Origin of the sequence: Microbacterium sp. NPDC077391 (assembly GCF_040686955.1) — a bacterium.
GTDB lineage: Bacteria > Actinomycetota > Actinomycetes > Actinomycetales > Microbacteriaceae > Microbacterium > Microbacterium commune.
This window is the reverse complement of the sequence record NZ_JBFBMI010000001.1, coordinates 532,937-554,724: the sequence shown is the minus strand read 5'-3', so window position 1 is coordinate 554,724 and position 21,788 is coordinate 532,937. Positions and strand designations below refer to the sequence as shown.

18 protein-coding genes and 1 pseudogene are annotated in these 21,788 nt (G+C 70.6%); 7 read left to right on the top strand and 12 right to left on the bottom strand.

The genetic code is table 11. The features are described from left to right. Positions 1–2: 2 nt before the first annotated feature. The 7 genes from AB0O65_RS02500 to AB0O65_RS02470 form a co-directional block, all read right to left on the bottom strand. Positions 3–443, bottom strand: a complete 441-nt coding sequence (locus AB0O65_RS02500) for a hypothetical protein (protein ID WP_363382786.1) — start codon at positions 441–443, stop codon at positions 3–5. Next, the gene (tsaD, locus tag AB0O65_RS02495; protein ID WP_363382784.1) at positions 440–1,507 is read right to left on the bottom strand and encodes a tRNA (adenosine(37)-N6)-threonylcarbamoyltransferase complex transferase subunit TsaD; all 1,068 of its coding nucleotides are present in this window, start codon (positions 1,505–1,507) and stop codon (positions 440–442) included. The genes AB0O65_RS02500 and tsaD overlap by 4 nt, the downstream gene beginning before the upstream one ends. Continuing rightward, positions 1,504–2,013 (bottom strand): ribosomal protein S18-alanine N-acetyltransferase, encoded by a 510-nt coding sequence (gene rimI / locus AB0O65_RS02490; RefSeq protein ID WP_363382781.1) that lies wholly within the window; start codon positions 2,011–2,013, stop codon positions 1,504–1,506. Before rimI ends, tsaD begins: the two co-directional genes overlap by 4 nt. Then, the gene (gene tsaB / locus AB0O65_RS02485; protein ID WP_313477429.1) at positions 2,010–2,597 is read right to left on the bottom strand and encodes a tRNA (adenosine(37)-N6)-threonylcarbamoyltransferase complex dimerization subunit type 1 TsaB; all 588 of its coding nucleotides are present in this window, start codon (positions 2,595–2,597) and stop codon (positions 2,010–2,012) included. The genes rimI and tsaB overlap by 4 nt, the downstream gene beginning before the upstream one ends. A gap of 177 nt (positions 2,598–2,774) precedes the next feature. Beyond that, on the bottom strand, positions 2,775–3,950 hold the full coding sequence (locus AB0O65_RS02480; protein WP_363382778.1) for a hypothetical protein: 1,176 nt from the start codon (positions 3,948–3,950) through the stop codon (positions 2,775–2,777). Continuing rightward, positions 3,947–5,575, bottom strand: a complete 1,629-nt coding sequence (locus tag AB0O65_RS02475; RefSeq protein WP_363382776.1) for a HAMP domain-containing sensor histidine kinase — start codon at positions 5,573–5,575, stop codon at positions 3,947–3,949. Before AB0O65_RS02475 ends, AB0O65_RS02480 begins: the two co-directional genes overlap by 4 nt. 89 nt (positions 5,576–5,664) lie before the next feature. After that, positions 5,665–6,492, bottom strand: coding sequence for a response regulator transcription factor (locus AB0O65_RS02470; RefSeq protein ID WP_191712044.1), 828 nt, complete (start codon positions 6,490–6,492; stop codon positions 5,665–5,667). A gap of 315 nt (positions 6,493–6,807) precedes the next feature. Here AB0O65_RS02470 and AB0O65_RS02465 point away from each other — a divergent pair, with 315 nt between their 5' ends. The 4 genes and pseudogenes from AB0O65_RS02465 to AB0O65_RS02450 all read left to right on the top strand — a co-directional run bounded on the left by AB0O65_RS02465 (position 6,808) and on the right by AB0O65_RS02450 (position 12,625). Further along, on the top strand, positions 6,808–8,922 hold the full coding sequence (locus AB0O65_RS02465) for an MMPL family transporter (RefSeq protein ID WP_363382772.1): 2,115 nt from the start codon (positions 6,808–6,810) through the stop codon (positions 8,920–8,922). Next, on the top strand, positions 8,888–10,363 hold the full coding sequence (locus AB0O65_RS02460; RefSeq protein ID WP_363382770.1) for a histidine kinase: 1,476 nt from the start codon (positions 8,888–8,890) through the stop codon (positions 10,361–10,363). The genes AB0O65_RS02465 and AB0O65_RS02460 overlap by 35 nt, the downstream gene beginning before the upstream one ends. Next, a complete protein-coding gene (locus tag AB0O65_RS02455; protein WP_363382767.1) occupies positions 10,360–10,977 on the top strand; it encodes a response regulator transcription factor in 618 nt (205 codons plus the stop codon). The genes AB0O65_RS02460 and AB0O65_RS02455 overlap by 4 nt, the downstream gene beginning before the upstream one ends. Before the next feature lie 2 nt (positions 10,978–10,979). Next, positions 10,980–12,625 (top strand): annotated as a pseudogene (locus AB0O65_RS02450) (MFS transporter). Between the two features lie 119 nt (positions 12,626–12,744). On the opposite strand, the gene tsaE reads toward AB0O65_RS02450, so the two are convergent. The 3 genes from tsaE to AB0O65_RS02435 form a co-directional block, all read right to left on the bottom strand. After that, positions 12,745–13,227 (bottom strand): tRNA (adenosine(37)-N6)-threonylcarbamoyltransferase complex ATPase subunit type 1 TsaE, encoded by a 483-nt coding sequence (gene tsaE / locus AB0O65_RS02445; protein ID WP_363382765.1) that lies wholly within the window; start codon positions 13,225–13,227, stop codon positions 12,745–12,747. After that, positions 13,224–14,327, bottom strand: coding sequence for an alanine racemase (alr, locus tag AB0O65_RS02440; RefSeq protein WP_363382762.1), 1,104 nt, complete (start codon positions 14,325–14,327; stop codon positions 13,224–13,226). The genes tsaE and alr overlap by 4 nt, the downstream gene beginning before the upstream one ends. Positions 14,328–14,466: 139 nt before the next feature. Further along, a complete protein-coding gene (locus AB0O65_RS02435; RefSeq protein WP_191712050.1) occupies positions 14,467–14,826 on the bottom strand; it encodes a holo-ACP synthase in 360 nt (119 codons plus the stop codon). A gap of 262 nt (positions 14,827–15,088) precedes the next feature. Here AB0O65_RS02435 and AB0O65_RS02430 point away from each other — a divergent pair, with 262 nt between their 5' ends. Beyond that, positions 15,089–15,922 (top strand): DUF559 domain-containing protein, encoded by an 834-nt coding sequence (locus AB0O65_RS02430; RefSeq protein WP_363382760.1) that lies wholly within the window; start codon positions 15,089–15,091, stop codon positions 15,920–15,922. 163 nt (positions 15,923–16,085) lie between these two features. Here the strand turns inward: AB0O65_RS02430 and glmS are convergent, their stop codons facing one another. Next, entirely contained in the window at positions 16,086–17,933 is a 1,848-nt protein-coding gene (gene glmS / locus AB0O65_RS02425) for a glutamine--fructose-6-phosphate transaminase (isomerizing) (protein ID WP_363382757.1), read from the bottom strand. A gap of 85 nt (positions 17,934–18,018) precedes the next feature. Here glmS and AB0O65_RS02420 point away from each other — a divergent pair, with 85 nt between their 5' ends. Beyond that, positions 18,019–19,098: a glycoside hydrolase family 6 protein gene (locus tag AB0O65_RS02420; RefSeq protein WP_363382754.1), complete on the top strand. Its 1,080-nt coding sequence runs from the start codon at positions 18,019–18,021 to the stop codon at positions 19,096–19,098. Between the two features lie 80 nt (positions 19,099–19,178). Then, positions 19,179–20,153 carry a response regulator transcription factor gene (locus AB0O65_RS02415; protein WP_363382751.1) on the top strand — a complete coding sequence of 325 codons (975 nt, stop codon included), beginning with the start codon at positions 19,179–19,181 and terminating at the stop codon, positions 20,151–20,153. A 70-nt stretch (positions 20,154–20,223) separates the two neighbouring features. Here the strand turns inward: AB0O65_RS02415 and AB0O65_RS02410 are convergent, their stop codons facing one another. Next, positions 20,224–21,702, bottom strand: a complete 1,479-nt coding sequence (locus tag AB0O65_RS02410; protein WP_256221154.1) for a glycosyltransferase family 2 protein — start codon at positions 21,700–21,702, stop codon at positions 20,224–20,226. Positions 21,703–21,788 lie beyond the last annotated feature (86 nt).

Here is a 21,788-nt window from a genome sequence, read left to right as displayed (position 1 = left end):
CATCACCCCAGTTTCTCGAGCTGCATGGCCGCCCACACCAGCCACCCCGCGCTGAACAGGGTGGCGCACGATCCCAGCACCAGCGCCCACATCGCCACCGACCGGTTCTCGACCGGACGGCGCAGCGACATGATCGCGGAGATCACCGCGATGATCGCGACGGGAATCCCCCAGCCCACGAACATCGACGTCGCGAGGGCGACGATCGCCGCGACCAGCGCCCACGGGGCGAGACGGGCGTCGTCGACGGGAGTCGCCCCGGTCGACGGCTCCCATTCCAGGGGCGACGGCTCGTCGGCATCCGGATGCGCGGCCGCGGTGCGCTCGACCGGCACCGGCGCGGTCGGCAGCTTGGCGTACCGCTTCGACGCACCGGGCACCGCGGCACCGCCGCCTGGCCGCTCGACCTCGGGAGTGGGCTGCTCGATGCGCGGGTCGCTCATGCCGGACTCACCTGGATCTCGGTCACCGGCAGCGTGGAATCGGCGCCGAAGCCGAGCGTCGACGGCCCGCGGCCGTTCGCGATGAGCTCGGCGGCGAGGCCCGCGATCATGGCTCCGTTGTCGGTGCACAGCGACAGCGGCGGGATGCGCACGGCGACCCCGGCTGCCGCCGCCCGTTCGAGGGCGACCTCACGCAGCCGTCGGTTGGCGATCACGCCGCCGCCCAGCAGCAGACGTGGCACACCGCGGTCTTCGCACGCGGCGAGCGCCTTGGTGACGACCACGTCGATCACCGCCTCGCGGAAGCTCGCGGCGACGTCCGCCACCGGCACCTGTTCTCCGGCCGCCTCAGCCCGCTCGACCCAGCGCGCGACGGCGGTCTTCAGACCCGAGAACGAGAAGTCGTACCGGTGTTTCGCCATGTCGGATGCCTTCGACAGCCCGCGCGGGAAGCGGATCGCCCTGGGGTCGCCGTCGGCGGCCGCGATGTCGATCTGCGGCCCGCCCGGATACGGCAGGCCGAGCAGCCGGGCGACCTTGTCGAAGGCCTCGCCCGCGGCGTCGTCGACGGTCTCGCCGAGCAGCTCGACGTCGGTCGTCAGGTCGCGCACGTGCAGCAGCGAGGTGTGCCCACCCGAGACGAGCAGGGCGATCGTGGGGTACTCGAGCGGCGCGGTGGCGCGATCGTCGGAGGTGAGGATGTCGGCGGCGATGTGCCCGACGAGATGGTTCACCGCGTACAGCGGCTTTCCGAGCGAGACCGCGAGGCCCTTCGCCGCGCCGACGCCCACCATGAGCGCTCCGGCGAGGCCGGGTCCGCTGGTCACCGCGACCGCGTCGAGGTCATCGAGCGTGACTCCGGCCTCGGTCAGTGCGCGCTCGATCGACGGCTGCAGCGCCTCGAGGTGCGCGCGTGCGGCGACCTCGGGCACGACGCCGCCGTAGCGGGCGTGCTCGTCCATGCTCGAGGCGATCGTGTTCGACAGCAGCTGCCGGCCGCGCACGATGCCGATGCCGGTCTCGTCGCAGCTCGTCTCGATCCCGAGCACCAGGGGTCCGGTCATGCGCTCGCCTCCTCTGCGGCATCCGGATCTGCGGCATCCGGATCTGCGGCATCCGCCCACGACCGCAGGTCCAGGCGCATCACCACCGCGTCCACGTCATCCGGCTGGTAGTACCCGGGTCGCCGTCCCAGCTCGACGAAGCCCTCCGAGGCGTACAGCGCCCGCGCGACGGTGTTGTCGTCACGCACGTCGAGGAACAGCTCGCGCGCCCCGCGATCGAGCGCGGTCGCGATCAGCGCCCTCAGCAGCGCCCGCCCCCTCCCCCGGCCGCGCACCGACGGATCGAGCGCGATCGTCTGGATGTCGGCGTCCGACGAGCCCCGCAGCGCGCGCACGCCACCGTACCCGACCACGTGCTCGCCCTCGACGTCGACGAGGTAGAGGTTGTGCAGGCTCGAGATCTCGGCGCCCATCGTCTGCTCGCTCCACGCGTCGGCGGGGAATCCGCGCCGCTCGAGGTCCATGATCGCGGCGAGGTCGTCGAGGGTCGCGGTCCGCAGGGTCACGAGCTCACCCGCTTCGGAGCGCCCGGCTGCACGACGTCGGGCGAGCGCAGATAGAGCGGTTCGGCGTCGGCCAGCACACGGCCGGCCGCGATCGCCCTGGCGCCGACCCGGGCGAGTGCCGCGGCGGAGAGCTCGGTGGTCTCGTGCACCGGCTCGTCGAGCTCGACGCCGCGCTTCTCGAGACGGGTCGGTCGGACGAGTGCCGGGATGCCGTCGGCATCCACCCCGTCGAACACGCTCACCGCGATCTCGCGGCGGCGGGCGTCGGTGACCACCGCGAACGGTCCGTCCGCACTCGCGTCGAGAGCGATCGCGAGGTGACTGGGGATCGGGATGAGCGGCACCCCGCGACCGAGCGCGAAAGCGCGCGCGGCGGCGATCCCGATGCGCAGGCCGGTGAAGGGCCCTGGGCCCATGCCTGCCACGACATGCGTGATGCCCGGACGCACCACCTGGGCGAGCAGATCGCCGATCACCTCGGCGTGGCCGAGCGGATCGGGGGTGCTCGCCTCGGCGAGCGTGCGGCCGTCGGCGTCGACGACGGCGACGGTCGTTCCGAGCGAGGTGTCGACGGCGAGGATCACCCTCTCAGAGTAGCCGGGTCGTCCGTCGCGGCCGCGATGCGACCGCTGCCCGTTCTGCACCGCGAGCCCAGACCTCTGGCATCCGCCGTTCTGCTCGCTGGTCCCGAATGGCCGCCTCGCACGCGGCGATGCGGCCATTCGGGACCAGCGGCGCGCCGTGCGACGGCGCGCATGTCGTCACCGGTCGGAGGTCTCGCCGTCGGCGATCGTGACGGCGTCGCGACGAGGGCGTCCCCACCGGTCGCCGCCGAGCTCGCCGGCACTCTCGGCGCGCTGTGCGGCGAGCTCGAGGAGCTTGTCGTAGGCGAATCGCGCATCCAGCATGGTCGCCCAGCCGACGCTGGCCGAGATCCTGATCGCACTCGTGCTCTCCCGGCGATCCATCGCCGAGACGCGCTCGAGCAGGGTGCGCAGATGGTGGGTCACCGCCTCGTCACTCCCCGGTATCAGCACGAGCAGACGACTGTCATCGACGATCGCGATATCAGCCGTCGGCGGCAGGGCCGCGACGACCCGCGATCGGAACCTCGTCAGAAGCCGCGCGAAGTCAGACGCCCCCGAGGATTCACGCAGATCGCGCACGTCGTCGAGTCGCACATCGAGCAGCGACCACGCGGGCTCCTGATGGGCGCGCACACGATCGACGCGTTCGCGTATCGCCGCATCCGGAGCGTCCGAGCGGGCCGCCTGGCCGGTCGGCTGCATGCGCACGAGCAGAACGATGGTCAGCGTGGCCGTGATGCTCGTCACCATCGTGCCGATCACGTTCATGTCGCGAAGGACGGCGATCTGCTCCTCACCGGACGTCTGCGGGAACGAGATCGTCCAGACCAGGTTCAGCGCGGCGACGAGCACGAAGCCGCCCGAGGAGAGCATGAGCGGCAAGAGGATGTCACGCGGCACGCCCTTCAGCCGCACCAGATCGAAGGCGATCAGGCCCGCGAACACCCCGGCGCCGGCGAAGCAGACCCGGAAGAAGATGGGGAACACGTCGCTGTCGACGGTCAGCGCGAGCATGATCGGAACGAGGGCGACGAACATCACCGCGGCCGGCCACGCCGCCCGACGGCCGGCGAAGAGTCGCACACCCAGCCAGATCAGCGGCTCGGCGCACAGCAGCAGTCCGGATGCCAGCGCACGCACCGCCGGCAGCTCCAGCTCGATGGCCGCCACCCACATGTACGTCCCCAGCAGCCCCAGTGCGAACGCGGTCGACCAGGCCGCCGCCGCTCGGTCGGGGCGGTGCAGCAGAACCAGGCCGACGACCGCGGCCGTGCAGATCGTCACCACGGCCATGAGGGCCTGCGGCAGCCCGGCATACAGACCGGCGTACACGTGGACGTTGTCGCTCATCGACTCTCCTCGATCGGGGTCTCGCTGCCGGAGGCGCTCATCGCGGGGGCCGCGTGGGTGGGCAATCGCATCTCGACATGCGTGCCCTCGCCCGGCTGACTCGTGACGGTCAGCTCGCCGTGGTGCTCTTCGACGATGGCACGCACGATGCCCATGCCGAGTCCGGTGCCGGGGATGCCGCTGTGCACGGCATCCGATGTGCGGAAATAGGGTTCGAAGAGCCGTTCCAGATCATCGGCGGCGATGCCGACCCCGGTGTCCGAGATCGTGACCTGCGCCCGCTGATCGCGCGAAATCCCGAGTCGGATGAAGACGCTGCCGCCACCGGGGGTGTACTTGACCGCATTGCTCAGGATGTTGTCGATCGCCTGCCGCAGTCGGAAGGCGTCACCCGTGGTCATCAGCGTCTCGAGTCCGACGACCGACAGGTTCAGCCCCTTGCCGGCGGCGGTCGGCAGGAACAGCTCGACCGCGGCGTCGGCGAGCACGCGCAGATCCACGGGTTCGGGTTCGGTGAAGGCCGCACGGCCGGTCTCGAGGGCGGTGCTCACCAGATGCTGCATTCGTTCCCCGGCGCGCAGGACCACCTCGAGCTGCTCGTGCACCCGAGGCGGAAGATCATCGCGGTCGAGCAGCAGGTCGACGTGCCCGATGATGGCGGTGAGCGGGTTGCGAAGCTCGTGCGAGACGATCGCGACCATCTTCTGCCTGTCCGCACTCGCTTCGAGCTGCTCGGTGACGTCGTCGAGGATGAGCAGCGTCGTCTCGGTGTCGTCGGTCAAGGGCGCGGTCGGATGCGTGGTCGCATCCAGCGCACGCCATCGGCCGAGCGTGTCGTAGAGCCACACGCGTTCGGCCTGAAGCCGCTCACCACGGGCGGCACGGGCGAGCGTGGTGTGACCGCGACGCAGCGGCTCGCCTCGATGGTCGTCGTACTCGACGGCCTGAGCGGGCAGCTGAGCCCCGTACCGGTCTCTGCCGTACAGCGCGCGGTACGTCTCGTTCATCTTCAGGATGCCGCCGTCGCTGGCGACCGTGACGAGTGCGGTGTCGAGTGCGTCGATGATGTCGGTGACTCTGCGCTCGTGACCGGCGGCGCGGTCCGCCGTGCGGTTGATCTGGTCCGACTGCCGCCGCAGCAGTCGGCGCGTGGCCCGGCTCTGCCTCGCTCCGACCCGGATGCTCGTGCCGAGGAAGCTGAGAGCAAGGGCGGTGATGACCACCCGGACCGCGGTGTCGGAGGGCGTGCCCTGCCCGCCGGCGAATGCGGTGAGGCATGCGCAGACGAAACCGACCGCCGCGGCCACCACCCACCCCGCGTGGTAGGTGGCGAGCCAGGCCACGGGGATCACCCACAGGAAGCCGACCCGCATGTCCTGGGCGGAGACGGCGAAGCCGATCCCGAGGATGTCGAGGAACGGCACGACGATAGTGACCCACCCGGGCATCCGGTGCCAGGGAGCGAGGAACGCGCCGATCGTGACGAGCACGATCAGCGTCAGCCCCATCAGGAAGAGCGCATGTCCGAAGACGGCGGGCTTGAGCATCGCGATGATCAGCGCGACGCTCACCATGGCACCGGTGCAGATCATCTGCCAGCGCAGGATCGACGACGTACGGCGCATATCGCGGAATCTCCCCCTGCTCGCCTCGGGGACAAGGTTACCCGTGTCAACGCGCGCTCTCTGCGCACGTTGCGGACGACGACCACCGGTCACTGCGCAGAGAGCCTGTAACCGGCGCCGGGACCACGTTCGATGTACCGCGATCCGTCAGGGGTGTCTCCCAGTTTGCGCCGCAGCTCGAAGATGCACGCGTCGACCCTGGCCTTCTCTGACTCATCCACCTCGTACCACTCCCCGGTCGGTTTTCCGCGCATCACGAGCGCGAGATCGGATAGGTTGCGCACTCGACGCTTGGACTGCAGCAGGGTGGCCAGCACGTCGAACTCCGCCGGGCTGAGACGGATCTCCCGCTGGTCGACCAGCACCATGCCACTGCGCTGGTTCAGCGCGATGCCGCCGTATCGCAGCCACCGTTCCTCGTCGTCCTGCCCGGTCAGGTCGAGGTCTGCCGACGGGTTGCGCGCTGCGGCGCTCGCTGCCGCGGGGGCGCCCTCCGCTGCACCGGACGGACGGGTCGGCGCCTGCCCGGCCGATCCCGCGTGTCCGGCCGATCGGCGTGTGAGTGCCCCGATGCGTGCCCTCAGCTCCAGCGGGCGGACGGGAAGAGTCAGGAAATCGTCGGCACCGGCATCGAAGCCGTGCAGCACATCGGCCGGCTCGGAGAGGACAGACAGCATGATGAGATGGGTCGCGCTGGCGGCTCGGATGCTTCGTACGAGCTGCAGTGCCGCCGGCCCCGGCTCGTCGGCGACCAGAAGGGTGAGCCGCGGTGCCTGCTCGCGGATCACGGTGATGCTGTCCGGTTGCAGCGCGACGAGTGCGGGATGAAACCCCAGTTCTCGACACGTGTCGGCGAGCAGCTGGGCCAGTTCGAGGGCACCGCCGATGATCACCGCATTCGACTCTGAACCGTTCACCGCAAGCCAGCTCCCCGCGTCGTCGAGCAGCTCGCGCCGCTGCACAGATCACCGCCGTCACCGCCGCTGTTCCGTGCCGTGAGGGCGCGGAACCGGTCGTCGCGTCGAGCTGGGCTCGGGTTCTGATCCGCTCGCGTCGGTACCGATGAGACTATCGCGTCAAGGCCTCGTCCCACGACACTTTTCGGGTACGCGTCGGCGGAATTTCGACCGAACACGCGGGCGCGCCGGTCGGGCGTCTCATCCTTTCGACTGACGTGCACTTCACCCTTGCTCGCGATGTGCCGCAGGCGGCGCGCTGGTGGAGTGGATGTCATGCCAGATTCTGCGGTTCACCCCTCCTTCTCCGACCGGCTGACCTCGCGCCGAGGCGCGTGGGTGTCGCTCGGTCTCGCCCTGCTCGTGATGGTGCTGCTGTTCGGCGCGTTCGGCTCGGCCGAGGCCCCGGAGGGCAACGCCGCCGCGCCGCCGGACTCGGAATCCGCCCGCACGAGCGCGCTTCTCGATGAGTTCCCGAACGCGGATCGGCAGTCGGTGCTCGTCGTCACCACACGTGACGACGGGGCGGCGCTCAGCGATGCCGACCTCACCGGCCTGAAGGACCTGCTGCCCGTGCTCGACGAGCGGACGGATGCCGATGCCACCGGCCCCCTGGTGAGTGAAGACGGCAAGGCAGCCCTGCTCGTCGCCCCGATCACCGTCGGCGAGACGAACACCGCGACGGCGGAGGTGGTCGGCGACATCCGCGCGGACCTCACCGAGGAGCCGATCGACGGACTCACCTCGCAGGTGACCGGCGGGCCCGCGTTCGGAGCCGACGTGGCATCCGCCTTCGAGGGCGCGGACTTCACGCTGCTGCTCGTGACGATCCTCATCGTCGCCGTGCTGCTGATCATCACCTACCGCTCCCCGGTGCTCTGGCTGATCCCGCTCACCGTCGTCGCGCTCGCCGACGGCCTCGCCGGGCGGATGACCGCGGCCGCCGGATCGGCCTGGAACCTGCAGTTCGATGCCGGCATCATCAGCGTGCTGGTCTTCGGCGCCGGCACGAACTACGCCCTGCTGCTCATCTCGCGCTACCGCGAGGAGCTGCTCGAGATCGAGAACCACCGGCACGCCCTGAGCATCGCGTGGCGCCGGACGGCGCCCGCCATCCTCGCGTCGAACGTCACCGTGGTGCTCGCGCTGCTCACCCTCGTGCTCGCCGTCATCCCGGGCACGCACGGCCTGGGAGTGTCGAGCGCGATCGGCCTGCTGATCGCCCTGACTGCCGTGCTGTTCCTGCTGCCCCCGCTGCTGGCCGTGTGCGGCCGCGGCATCTTCTGGCCGTTCGTGCCGCGCCCCGGGCAGACCCGCACGCAGGGTCGCGCCTGGCGAGGCCTCGCCACCCGGGTCGTGCGCCGACCCGTCCTGAGCCTGATCGGCGGCGTGGCGCTGCTGGCCGTCATGGCCACCGGCTTGGTGGGCACCTCGGTCGGACTCGATCAGATCGAGAAGTTCCGCGTGCAGTCCGAGTCCGCCACGGGCCTCGAGGTGCTCTCGCAGCACTTCCCCGCCGGCGAGGCCCAGCCGATCCTCATCGTCACCGACAGCGACCGCGCCGACGACGTGCTCACCGCGATCGACGACGTGGCGGGCGTGGTGCGTGCGCATCCGGCCGGCGAGACCGCCGACGGGTCGCTGACGAAGCTCATGGTCACGAGCGAGTACGCCCCCAGCACGACCGAGAGCCTCGATCAGATCGCCGAGCTGCGCGATGCCGTGCACGCCGTCCCCGGCGCGGATGCCCTGGTCGGCGGCGCGGTGGCCACCGACCTCGACGCCCGCACCGGAAACCAGCAGGACCTGCTGCTGATCGCCCCGCTCGTGCTCGCCGTCAGCTTCATCGTGCTGCTCGTGCTGCTGCGATCGGTCGTCGCCCCGGTGCTGCTGCTTCTGGTGAACCTCGCCAGCGCGGTCGCCGCAATCGGCGCCGGCGCCTGGTTGAGCCGGGTGCTGCTGGGTCAGCACGCTCTCGACCTGCAGGTGCCGCTGCTCGCGTTCCTGTTCCTCGTCGCCCTCGGCATCGACTACACGATCTTCCTCGTGCACCGCGCTCGCGACGAGGCCGCGGCGCACGGCACGCGCGTCGGCATCGTCGAGGCGGTCACCCACACCGGCGGCGTGATCACCAGTGCGGGCATCGTGCTGGCAGCCGTGTTCGCGGCACTGGGAGTGCTGCCCCTGGTCACTCTCGGTCAGCTCGGCCTGATCGTCGGGGTCGGCGTGATCGTCGACACGCTGGTCGTGCGCACCGTGATCGTTCCCGCGATCTTCGCCCTCGTCGGCGACCGCATCTGGTGGCCGAGCCGCCCGACCTCTTCGCCGCAGAGCGGTTCAGAGGAAGAATCGACCCATGAGCCTCGTGAGCACGCCGCTGTCGCCCGGTGACGAGCCGGACGGTACGGCCGGGATGCCCGGTCGCGGGGGCGGCGCGGGTGACCAGCCCGGCGGCGGCGGCCGGATGCCCGGTCGCGGCCGCCGCGAGCGCGGGCACGGTGGCCGGATGGGCCCCACGTCTGCCGCCCCGACGGTGCGCGCGATGGAGATCGGCCAGCACGTCATCGCCGCGGGGCTCGCCGGGATCGGCGTGATCCGTGCGGTCACCGCGGGCACGCCGATCGCCGCGGCGATCATCGCCGGAGTGGCGATCCTCGCCTGGCACACCGCCGGAGCCCTGCTGCCGCTGCGCGCACGCGCGCACGGCGCGGCCGTCTGGTGGCTGGCGGGCTTCGCCGCCGTGTGGATCGCCGCCGTCGCCGTCTCGCCGGAGTTCGTGTGGATCGCCTTCCTGCTGTGGCTGCTCGCCGGGCACCTGCTGCCGCTGCGGTGGGGCCTGGTCTTCTCGGGGGTGGTCTTCGCGGTCGTCGTGCTCGGGCCGATCGTGCACCACGGCGCCACCAGCTACTCGAACATCTTCGGCCCGCTCATCGGCGGGATCTTCGCGTTCGGCATCTCGCGGGGGTATCTGCAGCTGCTGCGCGACGCAGCCGAGCGGGAGCGACTGCTCAGCTCGCTCACCCGCGCGCAGCACGAGATGGCCGAGCTGCAGGACGAACTCGCCCTCGCGCAGCGCGAAGCAGGTGCGATCGCCGAGCGCACCCGCATCTCCCGCGACATCCACGACACGGTGGCGCAGGGGCTCTCGTCGATCCGGCTGCTCGCCCACGCAGGAGCCGCGCGCAGCACCGATGCCGAAGCCGCCCGCACCCTCACACAGCTGGAAGACCTCGCGGGCTCCAGCCTCGGTGATGTCCGGCGCATCGTCGCCGCGCTCGCCCCCGCAGAACTCGATCAGAACGGGCTCGCCGAAGCGCTGGAGCGGATGCTCGAGCGCACCGAGCAGGAGGCGGGGCAGCAGTCGCCGCTGCGTACCGAGCTGCACGTCGACGAGTCTCTGCCGGCACTGCCGACGCCCGTCGAGGTCGCGCTGCTGCGCACCGCGCAGTCGGCGCTGGCCAACGTGCGGCTGCACGCCAAGGCATCCCGGGTCGTGGTCAGCCTGATCGACGACGCCGGATCGGTGCGACTCGACATCATCGACGACGGCACCGGATTCGATCTGCCCGGCTGGGAGCGCGACGTCGAGTCCGGCTCGTCGAGCTACGGGCTGCGCTTCATCCGCGCCCGGCTGCGCGAGCTCGGCGGCGGCCTCGACATCGAGAGCGCACCCGGCGAGGGCACCGCGATCTCGGTGTCGGTGCCCATCCACCCCGAACCGGTGTCACCGGCATCCGCGCAGACCGCAGCACCCGCATCCGAGCGCCCCGCGCCCGCGCACTCCACAGCGCCCGCACCCGCCGAGTCGCCCGAGACGAAGGAGACCCCGTGACCACCACCGTCCTGCTCGTCGACGACCATCCTGTCGTGCGCAGCGGCCTGCGCAGCGTGCTCGACACCGACACGGTCCGCGTGGTCGGCGAGGCGGCGACCGGTGAGGAGGCGATCGCCCTGGCGGGTCACCTGCGGCCCGACGTCGTGCTGTGCGATCTGCGCCTCGGGGCCGGCATCGACGGCATCCGCACCACCGCCGCGCTGCGCCGCCTCGACCCCGCACCCGCCGTGCTGATCCTCACGACCTTCGATCGTGACGCCGAGATCCTCGGCGCGATCGAGGCGGGCGCCGCCGGATATCTGCTGAAGGATGTCGCCCCCGAGGTGATCATCGACGGCATCCGTCGTGCGCGTGCCGGCGAGACGATCCTCTCCCCCGAACTCGCGGCCCGGGTGCTGCAGGGCATGCGCAACCCGCTGCCCAAGCTCACCGACCGTGAGGTCGAGGTGCTGCGGCTGCTGGCCACAGGAGCTGCGAACCGCGAGATCGCCAAGGCGCTCTTCGTGACCGAGGCGACCGTGAAGAGCCACATCGCCCACATCTTCACCAAGCTCGACGTCGACAGCCGCTCCCGCGCGATCCACGTCGCGCAGCAGGTGGGTCTGCTGTGAGCATGGCCGACGAGCCCCGCACGCCGCGCACCGCGGCGACCACCGACGCAGCACCCACCCGGCGGGAGTGGATCGCCCTGGCGGTGCTCTCGGTCGGGCTCGGTCTCATCGTGCTCGACGGCACGATCGTCGGCGTCGCGCTGCCCGCCATCATCAGCGACCTGGGCCTCGACCTCACCGACGCCCAGTGGGTCAACAGCCTCTACGCGGTGGTGCTCGCGGCGCTGCTGCTCTCGACGGGCAGCCTGGCTGACCGCTGGGGCCGCAAGCGCCTCTTCCTGGCCGGACTCGTGGTCTTCATGGGCGGCAGTCTGCTCGCCGCTGTCTCGGCCGATGCGGGCGCCCTCATCGGAGCCCGCGCCGTGCAGGCTGTCGGCGCGGCGCTGATCATGCCCTCGACGCTGTCGACGGTGAACGCCGTGTTCCGCGGCCGCTACCGGGCGGCGGCCTTCGGCGTGTGGGGTGCGATCATCTCGGGTGCGGCCGCCGTCGGACCTCTCGCCGGCGGGGCCCTGACGCAGTGGGCGTCGTGGCACTGGATCTTCCTCGTCAATCTGCCCATCGGGGTGCTGCTGCTCGTCGCCGCGGCGATCGTCGTGCCCGAGACGCGCGGTCGCAAGACCCGGCCCGGCGTCGACGTCGACGGCGCGCTGCTCAGCGCGATCGGCTTCGGCGCGCTGGTCTTCGCGGTCGTCGAGGGTCCCGATCTCGGATGGTGGATGCCGAAGCGCGCGCTGACGGTGTTCGGCTGGACCTGGTCGGAGGATGCCCCGATCTCGGCCGTGCCGGTGGCGCTGGCCCTCGCGATCGTCGCACTCGTACTGTTCGTGGTGTGGGAGCGGCATCGCGAGAAGGTGCAGCGCCAGGCGCTGCTGGATCTCGGGCTGTTCACGTTCTCGACGTTCTCGTGGGGCAACCTGACCGCTGCCATGGTCGCCATCGGCGAGTCGCGATCATCTTCGTCCTGCCCCTGTTCCTCATCAACGCGCTCGGACTCGACGTGATGGGCGCCGGCCTCGTGCTGGCCGCCATGGCGGTGGGCGCTTTCTTCTCGGGCGCCGCGGCCCGGCACCTCGCCGCGCGCTTCGGCGCTCCGGGCACGGTGCTGCTGGGCCTCGGGCTCGAGATCGCCGGCACGCTGGCTCTCGCGCTGCTGCTGCGCGCCGACAGCACCGGCTGGGTGGTCGCTCTGCCGCTGGTCGTCTACGGATTGGGGCTCGGCCTCGCATCGGCGCAGCTCACCGGCACCGTGCTGCAGGACATCCCGGTGGCCGTGTCGGGGCAGGCCTCGGCGACCCAGAGCACGGTGCGGCAGGTGGGCTCGGCGCTCGGCACGGCGATGGCCGGCACCGCGCTGTCGGTGTGGCTCGCCGTCTCGCTGCCCGCCGCGTTGGACGGCGCGGGGATCACCGGAGCCGCGGGCGATCGGCTCGCGGAGTCCACGCGGCTCTCAGCGGGGACGACGATCGCGCAGCTGCGCGCGCAGGGCGCGGGCTCAGCGTACGGCGAGCGGACCCAGACGGTGATCGATGCACTGGCCGGCGGGTTCGCCGACGCCACCCGCGGTGCTCTGCTGGTGGCGGTGGTGTTCCTCGTGCTGGGCTTCATCGGCGCGCTGCGCCTGAAGCGGGCGGCGGAGCGCTCGTAGGCGCGGGGGTCGCGCGCGGGCATGCCCGCTGGTCCCATATGGCCGCATCCCCGCGCACGAGGCGGCCATATGGGCCCACCCGAGAGAGAGAGAGAGAAAGAGAGCGAGAGAAACCCGCGTCAGCCCTCGACGCGGGTGACCGTCACGAATCGCGGGGCGTCGGCGTCGAGGTCCTCGTCGTCGAGCGACTCGGCTCCCCCGACGGGTCGCTCGATCTCGATGTCCCACCATGCATCGGCCACGGCGGATGCCATCGGCCGGCCCCACTCGATCACCACGACCGAGCGCACGAAGTCGATGTCGAGGTCGTCGAGCTCGGCGGCCGAGCCGAGCCGGTACGCGTCGACGTGCACGAGCGGTGCTCCCCCGACCAGCGACGGGTGCGTGCGGGCGATCACGAACGTGGGGCTCTGCACCGGCCCGCGCACGCCGAGACCCTCGGCGAGCCCGCGCGTGAATGTCGTCTTGCCGGCGCCGAGCGGACCGGTGAGGATCAGCAGGTCGCCGGGCTGCAGCTGCTCGCCGATGCGCAGGCCGAGGGCCTCCATGGCATCCGATGTGCGGATCTCGTGACGCCCGAGGAAGGCAGCATCCACCGTCATGAGTGCGACCTCCGCGGCACCCGGTCGCCGATGCGCGTGACGATCTCGTAGTTGATCGTGCCCGCGGCATCCGCCCATTCCGTCGCGCTGGGCTGACCCAGCGCCGGGTCGCCGAACAGCACCACCTCGTCGCCGGGGCGCACGTCGTCGTCGCCGACGTCGACGACGAACTGGTCCATCGCGATGCGCCCCGACACCGTGTAGCGGCGATCATTGATCACGACCGGTCCGGCGCCGGATGCCTGGCGCGGAACCCCGTCGGCATACCCGAGCGGCACGAGGGCGAGGGTCGTGTCGCGCTCGCACCGGTACGCGTAGTCGTATGAGACTCCCGTGCCGGCGGACACGCGGCGCACGGCTGCGACGGCGCCGCGCAGGGTCATCGCCGGGCGAAGCCCGACGTCCGCGGAGGTGCGATCGGCGAACGGCGAGAGTCCGTACATCCCGATGCCGATGCGCACGGCGTCGAGCCGCGCCTCGGGGATGTCGACGGCGCCGGCGGTCGCCGCGAGGTGGCGGAACTCGGGGCGGACACCGTGTGCCTCCGCCTGCGCGACGATCTGCTCGTACCGGGCCAGCTGCGCGCGGTCGTCGTCGCCGCTCGCGCCGGATAGGTGGCTGAAGATGCTGATGACCCGCACGCGTCCGAGGCGCTCGAGGCGTGCGGCCTCGGCGAAGACGCGGTCGAGCTCGGCGGGTGCGAGGCCGTTGCGCGACAGCCCGGTGTCGACCTTGAGGTGGATGGATGCCGGTGGCCGCGCCGCCTCGGAGGCCGCGAGCAGCTGCTGATACGACGAGATGCCGACCTCGATGCGAGCCTCGACCGCGTCGTCGAACCGGCGGTCGGGGGCGTGCAGCCACGCCATCAGGGGTGCGGTGATGCCGGCCCGGCGCAGCGCGAGCGACTCCTCGATCGTGGCCGTGCCGAGCCGGGTGGCGCCGCCGGCGAGAGCCGCGGTCGCGACCTCGGCGGCGCCGTGCCCGTACCCGTTCGCCTTGACCACGCCGATGACCGGCACGCCGGTGATCGAGCGCAGCCGGGAGACGTTGTGGGCGATCGCGCCGAGGTCGATGGATGCCTCACGGAACGGGGTGCTCATGCGCGCACTCCTCTGCTGTTCGCGCGTGCCCTCTCTCGCCGAGACCCCCAGTTCGCGCCGACACCCCTGCCTGCAGACGTTCGTACTCGGGGGTGTCGTGAGGAAGTGGGGGTGTCGGCGGAGGAGAAGGAAGAGGAGGTCATGTGTCGCTCCCTTCGGCGATCACGTAGGCCATGGCGAGGCCCGCGTCGTGCGTCATGCTCAGGTGCAGCGTCGTGATGCCGCGCTCGGCGACCACCGCCGCGGTCGAGCCGCTGAGCAGGAAGAGCGGCTTGCCCGACGGCTCGGCGCCGATCTCGATCTCGGTCCAGTGCACCCCGTCGCTGCCACCGAGCGCCTTGATCAGCGCCTCCTTGGCGGCGAACCGCGCGGCGAGCGAGGGCAGCCGGAGCCGCTGCTCGGATTCGGTGAACAGGCGCGGCAACAGCTTCGGTGTGCGGGTGACCGAGCGCTCGAACCGTGCGATGTCGACGAGGTCGATGCCGGTTCCGTGAATCACCCTCTCAGCCTACTCGGCGACCCGACGGGCCCCCGGCCCCGCCGCCGGCTCCCCCGGCCCCGGCGCCCACACAGATGGCGGCGCAGAGGACAGATGTCGGCAAGAAGGTGGCGTATGCGCCGACATCCGTTCATCGCGCATGCATCCGCTCGGCCCAACTCACGTCGCGAGTCCTCCTGCACATCTGCCCGATTCGGCCAGGCCATCCACAATCAGGGTCGAATCCGCCACACACCTGCCGACATCCGACGATGCTCGAGTGATGCTGGCGCCCAAAGACCTCCTCTCCCGCTTCGACGGGATCGCTCGTGGCGTGCAGCTCCAGCAGTACGGATGCAGCCGGCGCATCCTCGCCGATGCCGTGACCAACGGCAGCATCCGCCGAGTCCGTCCCGGTGTCTTCGCGCTGCCCACAACCGATCCGAGGGTCGTGACGGCAGCGGTGCACGGCGGCGAACTGACCTGCAGGGATGCCCTTCGGTCCCGCAAGGTGTGGGTACTGTCCAGCGCCGTCGAGGAGGTCCACGTCTGGGTCGGGCGCGCCGGCCGACGGCATCGTCATCCGAAGTGCACGTGCGTCACGCACTACTCCCCCGGCACCTCCGGCGTCGGATACGCCTCGGTCGCGACGGCCCTGATCCACGCTTATCGCTGCGTTCCGGCCGAGGAGTTCTTCGCCGCCTACGAGTCGGCCTGGAACAGCCGGCTGATCACGGCATCAGATCGGCGTCGAATCGCCACCGAGTTGCCGCAGACTGCCCAGTGGATGCTGCGCTTCGCCCGGTCCGATGCGCAGAGCGGGCTGGAGTCGCTGCTCCGGTTCCGGCTGCACCTGCTCGGCATCCGGCTCGACTGCCAAGTGGAGATTCCGGGCGTGGGTCGGGTGGACTTCGTCGTGGGCGGCCGGCTCATTCTCGAGGTGGACGGCCGCGAGAACCATCAGAACGCCGAGCGACGGCACACCGACCTCGTGCGCGACGCGGCCTCATCCGCCCTCGGGTACGAGACGCTGCGATTCGACTACGCGCTCGTCGTGCACAACTGGGACCAGGTCGTTCCGGCGATCACCGCGGCGATCGGCCGGATCGGCGACTGATCCTCCTGACGCGCAGATGTCGGCCCCGCATCCACTCCCCGCCACACAGATGTCGGCAGAAAAGACGGATGCCAGCAGCACCCGCCCATCTCCGCCGACATCCGTGAACTCCGCCGACATCCGTGCCCGGGGCGGTGGGGCGGCCGGGCCGGCAGGCCCCGCCTCACTCCACTGTGACGGACTTCGCCAGGTTGCGCGGCTGGTCGACGTCGAGGCCCTTCGCCGTGGCGAGCGCCATCGCGAAGATCTGCAGCGGCACGACGGCGAGCACGGGCTCGAACATGGCACCGGTGAGCGGGATGCGGATGACCTCGTCGGCGAAGGGCAGCACGGCGGCATCCCCCTCTTCGGCGATGACGATCACGCGAGCGCCGCGGGCGCGGATCTCCTGAATGTTCGAGACGACCTTCGAGTGCACGAGCGCAGAGTGGCGCGGCGACGGCACGATCACGAACACCGGCTGACCGGGCTCGATCAGCGCGATCGGGCCGTGCTTCAGCTCGCCGGCGGCGAAACCCTCGGCGTGGATGTACGAGATCTCCTTGAGCTTGAGCGCGCCCTCGAGGGCGATCGGGTAGCCGACGTGGCGGCCGAGGAACAGCACCGAGCGGGTGTCGGCCATCCAGCCGGCCAGCTGCGCGACGTGCTCCTGCTCTTCGGCGAGCACCTGGGCGATCTTCTCGGGCAGCGCCTGCAGCTCGGCCACGTCCGAAGCAGCAGAGTCAGGCAGCGAGCCGCGCACCCGACCCATGTGCAGGCCGAGCAGCAGCAGCGCGGTGATCTGCGCCGAGAACGCCTTGGTCGACGCGACGGCGACCTCGGGTCCGGCGTGGGTGTAGACGACGGCATCCGACTCGCGCGGGATGGTCGCGCCCTGCGTGTTGCAGACCGACAGCGTGCGCGCGCCGCGCTCGCGGGCGTACTTGACGGCCATCAGGGTGTCCATCGTCTCGCCCGACTGGCTGATCGAGATGACCAGCGTCTTGTCGCCGATCACCGGGTCGCGGTAGCGGAACTCGTGCGCGAGCTCGACGTCGACGGGCACGCGCGCCCACTGCTCGATCGCGTACTTGCCGACCAGCGCCGCGTACGAGGCGGTGCCGCAGGCGGTGATGATGACCCGGTCGATCCCGATGAACAGCTCGTCGAGACCGTCGAGCTCGGGGATGACGACCTGGTCGCCCTGCACGCGTCCGCGGATGGTGTTGGCGACGGCGTCGGGCTGCTCGGCGACCTCCTTGGCCATGAACGACGGCCAGCCGCCCTTCTCGGCGGCGGCGGCGTCCCACGACACGTCGAACGGCTGCGCCTCGACGGGGTTGCCGTCGAAGTCGGTCACCTCGACCGACGACGGGGTGATCGTGACCATCTGGTCCTGCCCGATGGCGAGCGCCTTACGGGTGTGCTCGACGAAGGCGGCGACGTCGGAGCCGAGGAAGTTCTCGCCCTCGCCGAGTCCGATCACCAGCGGCGAGTTGCGGCGAGCGCCGACGACGACGCCGGGCTGGTCTTCGTGCATGGCGAGCAGCGTGAAGGCGCCCTCGAGGCGGTTCACGACGGCGCGGAAGGCGGATGCGAGATCGCCGGATGCCCGGTACTCGCGCCCCAGCAGAGCCGCGGCGACCTCGGTGTCGGTCTCGCTGCGGAAGGTGACGCCCTCGGAGATGAGCTCGTCGCGCAACACGTTGAAGTTCTCGATGATGCCGTTGTGGATGACGGCGAGTTTGTCGTCGTCGGCCAGGTGCGGGTGCGCGTTCACGTCGGTGGGGCCGCCGTGGGTGGCCCACCGGGTGTGTCCGATGCCCGTCGTGCCGGCGGCGAGGGGGTGCTCGGCGAGCGAGTCGCGCAGCATGGCCAGCTTGCCGGCCTTCTTGCGCATGCCCAGATCGCCCTGCTCATCGATCACGGCGATGCCGGCGGAGTCGTAGCCGCGGTACTCGAGGCGGGCGAGGCCCGCGAGAAGGATGTCCTGGCTGGGCCGCGGGCCCACGTATCCGACGATTCCACACATGAGCTCAAGAATACGGCCCGGTATTTGAGAGGACGCCGTACGAAAGCGCGCGGACGCGCGCGAGCGCGTCGATAAGCTGACAGCCATGATGAGACGCTCCGAGCGCACCCGCGGCCCGGCGGGAACGGGGCGCGGCGCGCCGGGCATCCGACCCCCGCGACAGCGGAGCCGACGCGTGCTGGTGATCGTGGTGATCGCGGTGGTGATCGCGCTCATCGTCGCCCTCGTCGTGGCGGTGAGTGCCGTGCAGCGGTGGGTCTTCTCGGCGACGGCCGCCTCTCCCACTGTGGGCACGGTCATCCTCGCTCCACCGCTGTCGAAGGCGCGTCTCGCTCTCGACGAGAGCGGAATGGACGCCGCGCAGCGCGACGCCACGCAATACCTGTCTCAGCAGCCGACGGCGTACTGGCTCACTCCCGAGCAGGACCCGCCCGGTCGTGCGGGCCGCACCGTGTCGGCGCTGACCTCGGCCGCGCGCGATCAGGACGTGTCGCTCGCACTCGTCATCTACGGTCTGCCCGGGCGCGACTGCGGCAACCACTCCGCGGGCGGTCTGAGCGAGGGCGAGTACCACCGCTGGATCGACGAGATCGCCACCGCGCTGGGCGCTGCACCCGACGTGCAGAAGATCGTCGTGCTCGAACCCGACAGCCTGGCGCTCGCCCCGCAGTGCGACAACGTCGCCGAGCGTGCGGCCCAGCTGCGCGACGCGGTCGACCGCCTGCAGGTCGCCCGCACCTGGATCTACCTCGACGGCGGCCACAGCTCGTGGCTGAGCCCGTCGGAGATGGCCGATCTCATCGATCGGGTCGACGTCGCCGGTCGCGTGCGCGGGTTCGCGACGAACGTGTCGAACTACCAGTCGACCTACGACGAGTTCGCCTACGCGCACGCGGTCGCCGCCGAGCTCGACGGCATGCACGCCATCGTCGACACCTCCCGCAACGGCGTCGCGAGCGCCGGATCGGAGTGGTGCAACCCGCCCGGGCAGCGCGTCGGCGACCCGGGCGGCACCTACGGCGACGACGTGGTCGACACGAATCTGTGGATCAAACCGCCCGGTGAGAGCGACGGTCCGTGTCAGGGCGGCCCGGCGGCCGGGGTGTGGTGGCCGCAGGCCGCGCAGACGCTGACGGCCGATGTGCTGACGTCGGATGCCCAGTGACCCGGGTAACCGGTTCAGCGGCGCGCGATAGCATGAACCGAACCACGTCGGTTCCCCTTCCTCGAATGTGAGAGTGCTGCATGCTGGATGACGGCCTTCCCCCGAAGACAGCGGTGATCGTCGAAGACGACCCGGATGTGCGACACCTGCTCGCCGAGGTGCTCGAAGCGGCCGGATTCTCGACGGTCTCGGTCGGCAACGGCATCGACGGGGTGCGCGCCGTGCTCACCTACCAGCCGCTGATCACGACGCTGGATGTCAACATGCCCGGCATCGACGGCATCGAAGCCGCGCGCCGCATCCGAGCGCAGAGCGACACGTACATCATCATGCTCACCGCGCTGGGTGAGGAGGCCGATGTCGTCATGGGCCTCGGCGCCGGCGCCGACGAGTACCTGAACAAGCCGTTCCGCCCGCGCGAGCTGCGGGCGCGCATCGAGGCGATGCTGCGCCGACCGCGGCGGGCTCCCGCCGTGACTCCGCGGCAGGAGCAGTCCGGACGATCGTTCCCCGCCGCGCGCGGTGGCGAGCAGTTCACCTCCCCCGCCTCCACGCGCACGGTCGCGCCAGCGCGGGAGCAGGCACCCGCCGCCGAGTCTGCGGACCACGACGATCTCGTGCTGCGCTACGAGGAAGACGGCCGGCTGACCCCGGTCGTCATGCCCGCGCAGCCGGGCAGCGCGGTCGTTCCGCACGTGCTGCACGCCGAGCTCGAAGAGGGCACCTGGGTGTCGCACCGCGACCTGCGCCTGAACGCCGACACCCGCACGGTGCTCGTGCAGGAGAACAACGTCGAGCTCACGCGCACCGAGTTCGACCTGCTCTGCGCGCTGATGGAGTCGAAGCGCAGGGTGCGCAGCAAGGCAGACCTGACGCTGGTGCTGCGCGGCGAGTCGTACGTGACCAGCTACTTCGTGGGCGACGCCGACAAGCGCGCGATCGAGGCGCACATGACCAACCTGCGGCGCAAGCTCGGCGACAACCCCGTGCAGCCTCGCTACATCGAGACGGTGCGCGGGGTCGGCTACCGACTCACCACCGAAGTCACCAGCTGACCGGCCGACCGGCGCCGAGCAGCCGACAGGCCGACCGGCGCCGACCAGCCGACCGCCGGTCAACCCCCGGTCAGACCTTGAAGCCCTGGTAGCGACGCAGCAGCTTGAACACCATCAGCACGGTCTGTGTGACGGTGACGACGCCGAGCACCGGCCAGCCGATCCAGAGGATGGCCGACTGGATCGCCGGGGTCAGCAGGTTCCACGCCACGGCGAGGCCGACGAGAACGACGATGAGCATCACCAGCGGCATCCAGTGCGCGCTGCCGCTGCCGCGTTCGGCCTGAGCCTGCATGGCCCAGTTGTCGACCTTCTTGCGCGAGAGGAAGCGGAACCACGAGCGCAGGAAGTGGCTCAGCCTGATCCACATGAAGATCTCGGCGGGCACGACCAGGGCGGCGAACAGGATGTCACGGGTCGTGCGGTCTTTCATCGTCATCGCGATGCGCACGTTCAGCAGCACGGCGGCGAGCGGCGGCAGCAGCCACCACGGCGAGAACACGAACGCGCCGATCGAGAGCGACCCGGCGAGCAGGGTGACGAAGCCGATGCGCACGAGCAGGTTGGTGAGCATGCCGAAGTTCTCGAACCAGCGCAGACGCAGGTTCGGGTGGAACGGCTGGCCCTTCGTGTCGCCGCGCTGCCCGGGCCACATCAGCTCGATGGCCCCGAACGTCCACTTCACCTGCTGGGCGTCGTAGGCGCGGATGGTGGTCATGCCGCCCACGTCGGCGCGGGCGTAAGGGCTGATCTTGGTGAGGTAGCCGGCGCTCTTGATCTGCAGCGAGAGCAGCGAGTCCTCAACCTCGCTGTCGCGCACCCACGGGGTGCGCTGCCGGTTGGCGACCATCACGTCACGCAGCGCGGTGGTCGAGAAGATCGAGAACTGGCCACCTAGCACGGCCATGTTGCGCCCGCGCAGCAGGTTCTGCAGGTTGAACGCGGCGAACTGGGTGCGCTGCCCGGCGATGAGGAACTTCGCGATGGCGCCCTTGATAGGCGCGGTGTCGATCGAGTAGATCGCCGAGATGCCGCCGATGCGGGAGTCTGAGACGGCCTCGGTCTCGAGGTACTCCACCGCCCGCGGATCGCCGATGGTGTCGCCGTCGACGCCGAGCAGGTAGTCGTATCCCTCCACGAGCGAGTAGCCGTAGTTGAGCGCACCGACCTTCTTGTCGGGGTTCTTGCCGATGTCGTGCACGAACACCTCGGTGAACTGCTCGCCGAGGTCGGTGGTGATCTCGTGCGGGCCGGCGAACTCGGAGGCGATCTTGACCGTCTTGTCGGTGCTGTTGTTCACCACGACGTGGATCACGTCGGGCACGCGGGTCTGGGCGAGCAGCGAGGTGAGCACACCGGCGATGGATTCTTCCTCGTTGTACGCCGGGATCACGCATCCGATTGTCGATCGGTGCCCGGACGTGCCCTCGAGTACGGCCGAGAAGTCGTCGGCGAAGCCGGGCGCGTCGTCAGCCGGCGTGAGCGCGGTGCCGTGGCCGCCCGCGTTGCGGTCGAACCCCTGCGGCGATTGCACGTACTCGGTCGTCACGACGGCCCCCTCGGTCTTCGGTGCGCTGGCTGCGCTGTCCGATATGACGATCCTGGTCGATCGATCGCGGGATTCCCGTCAGGTTG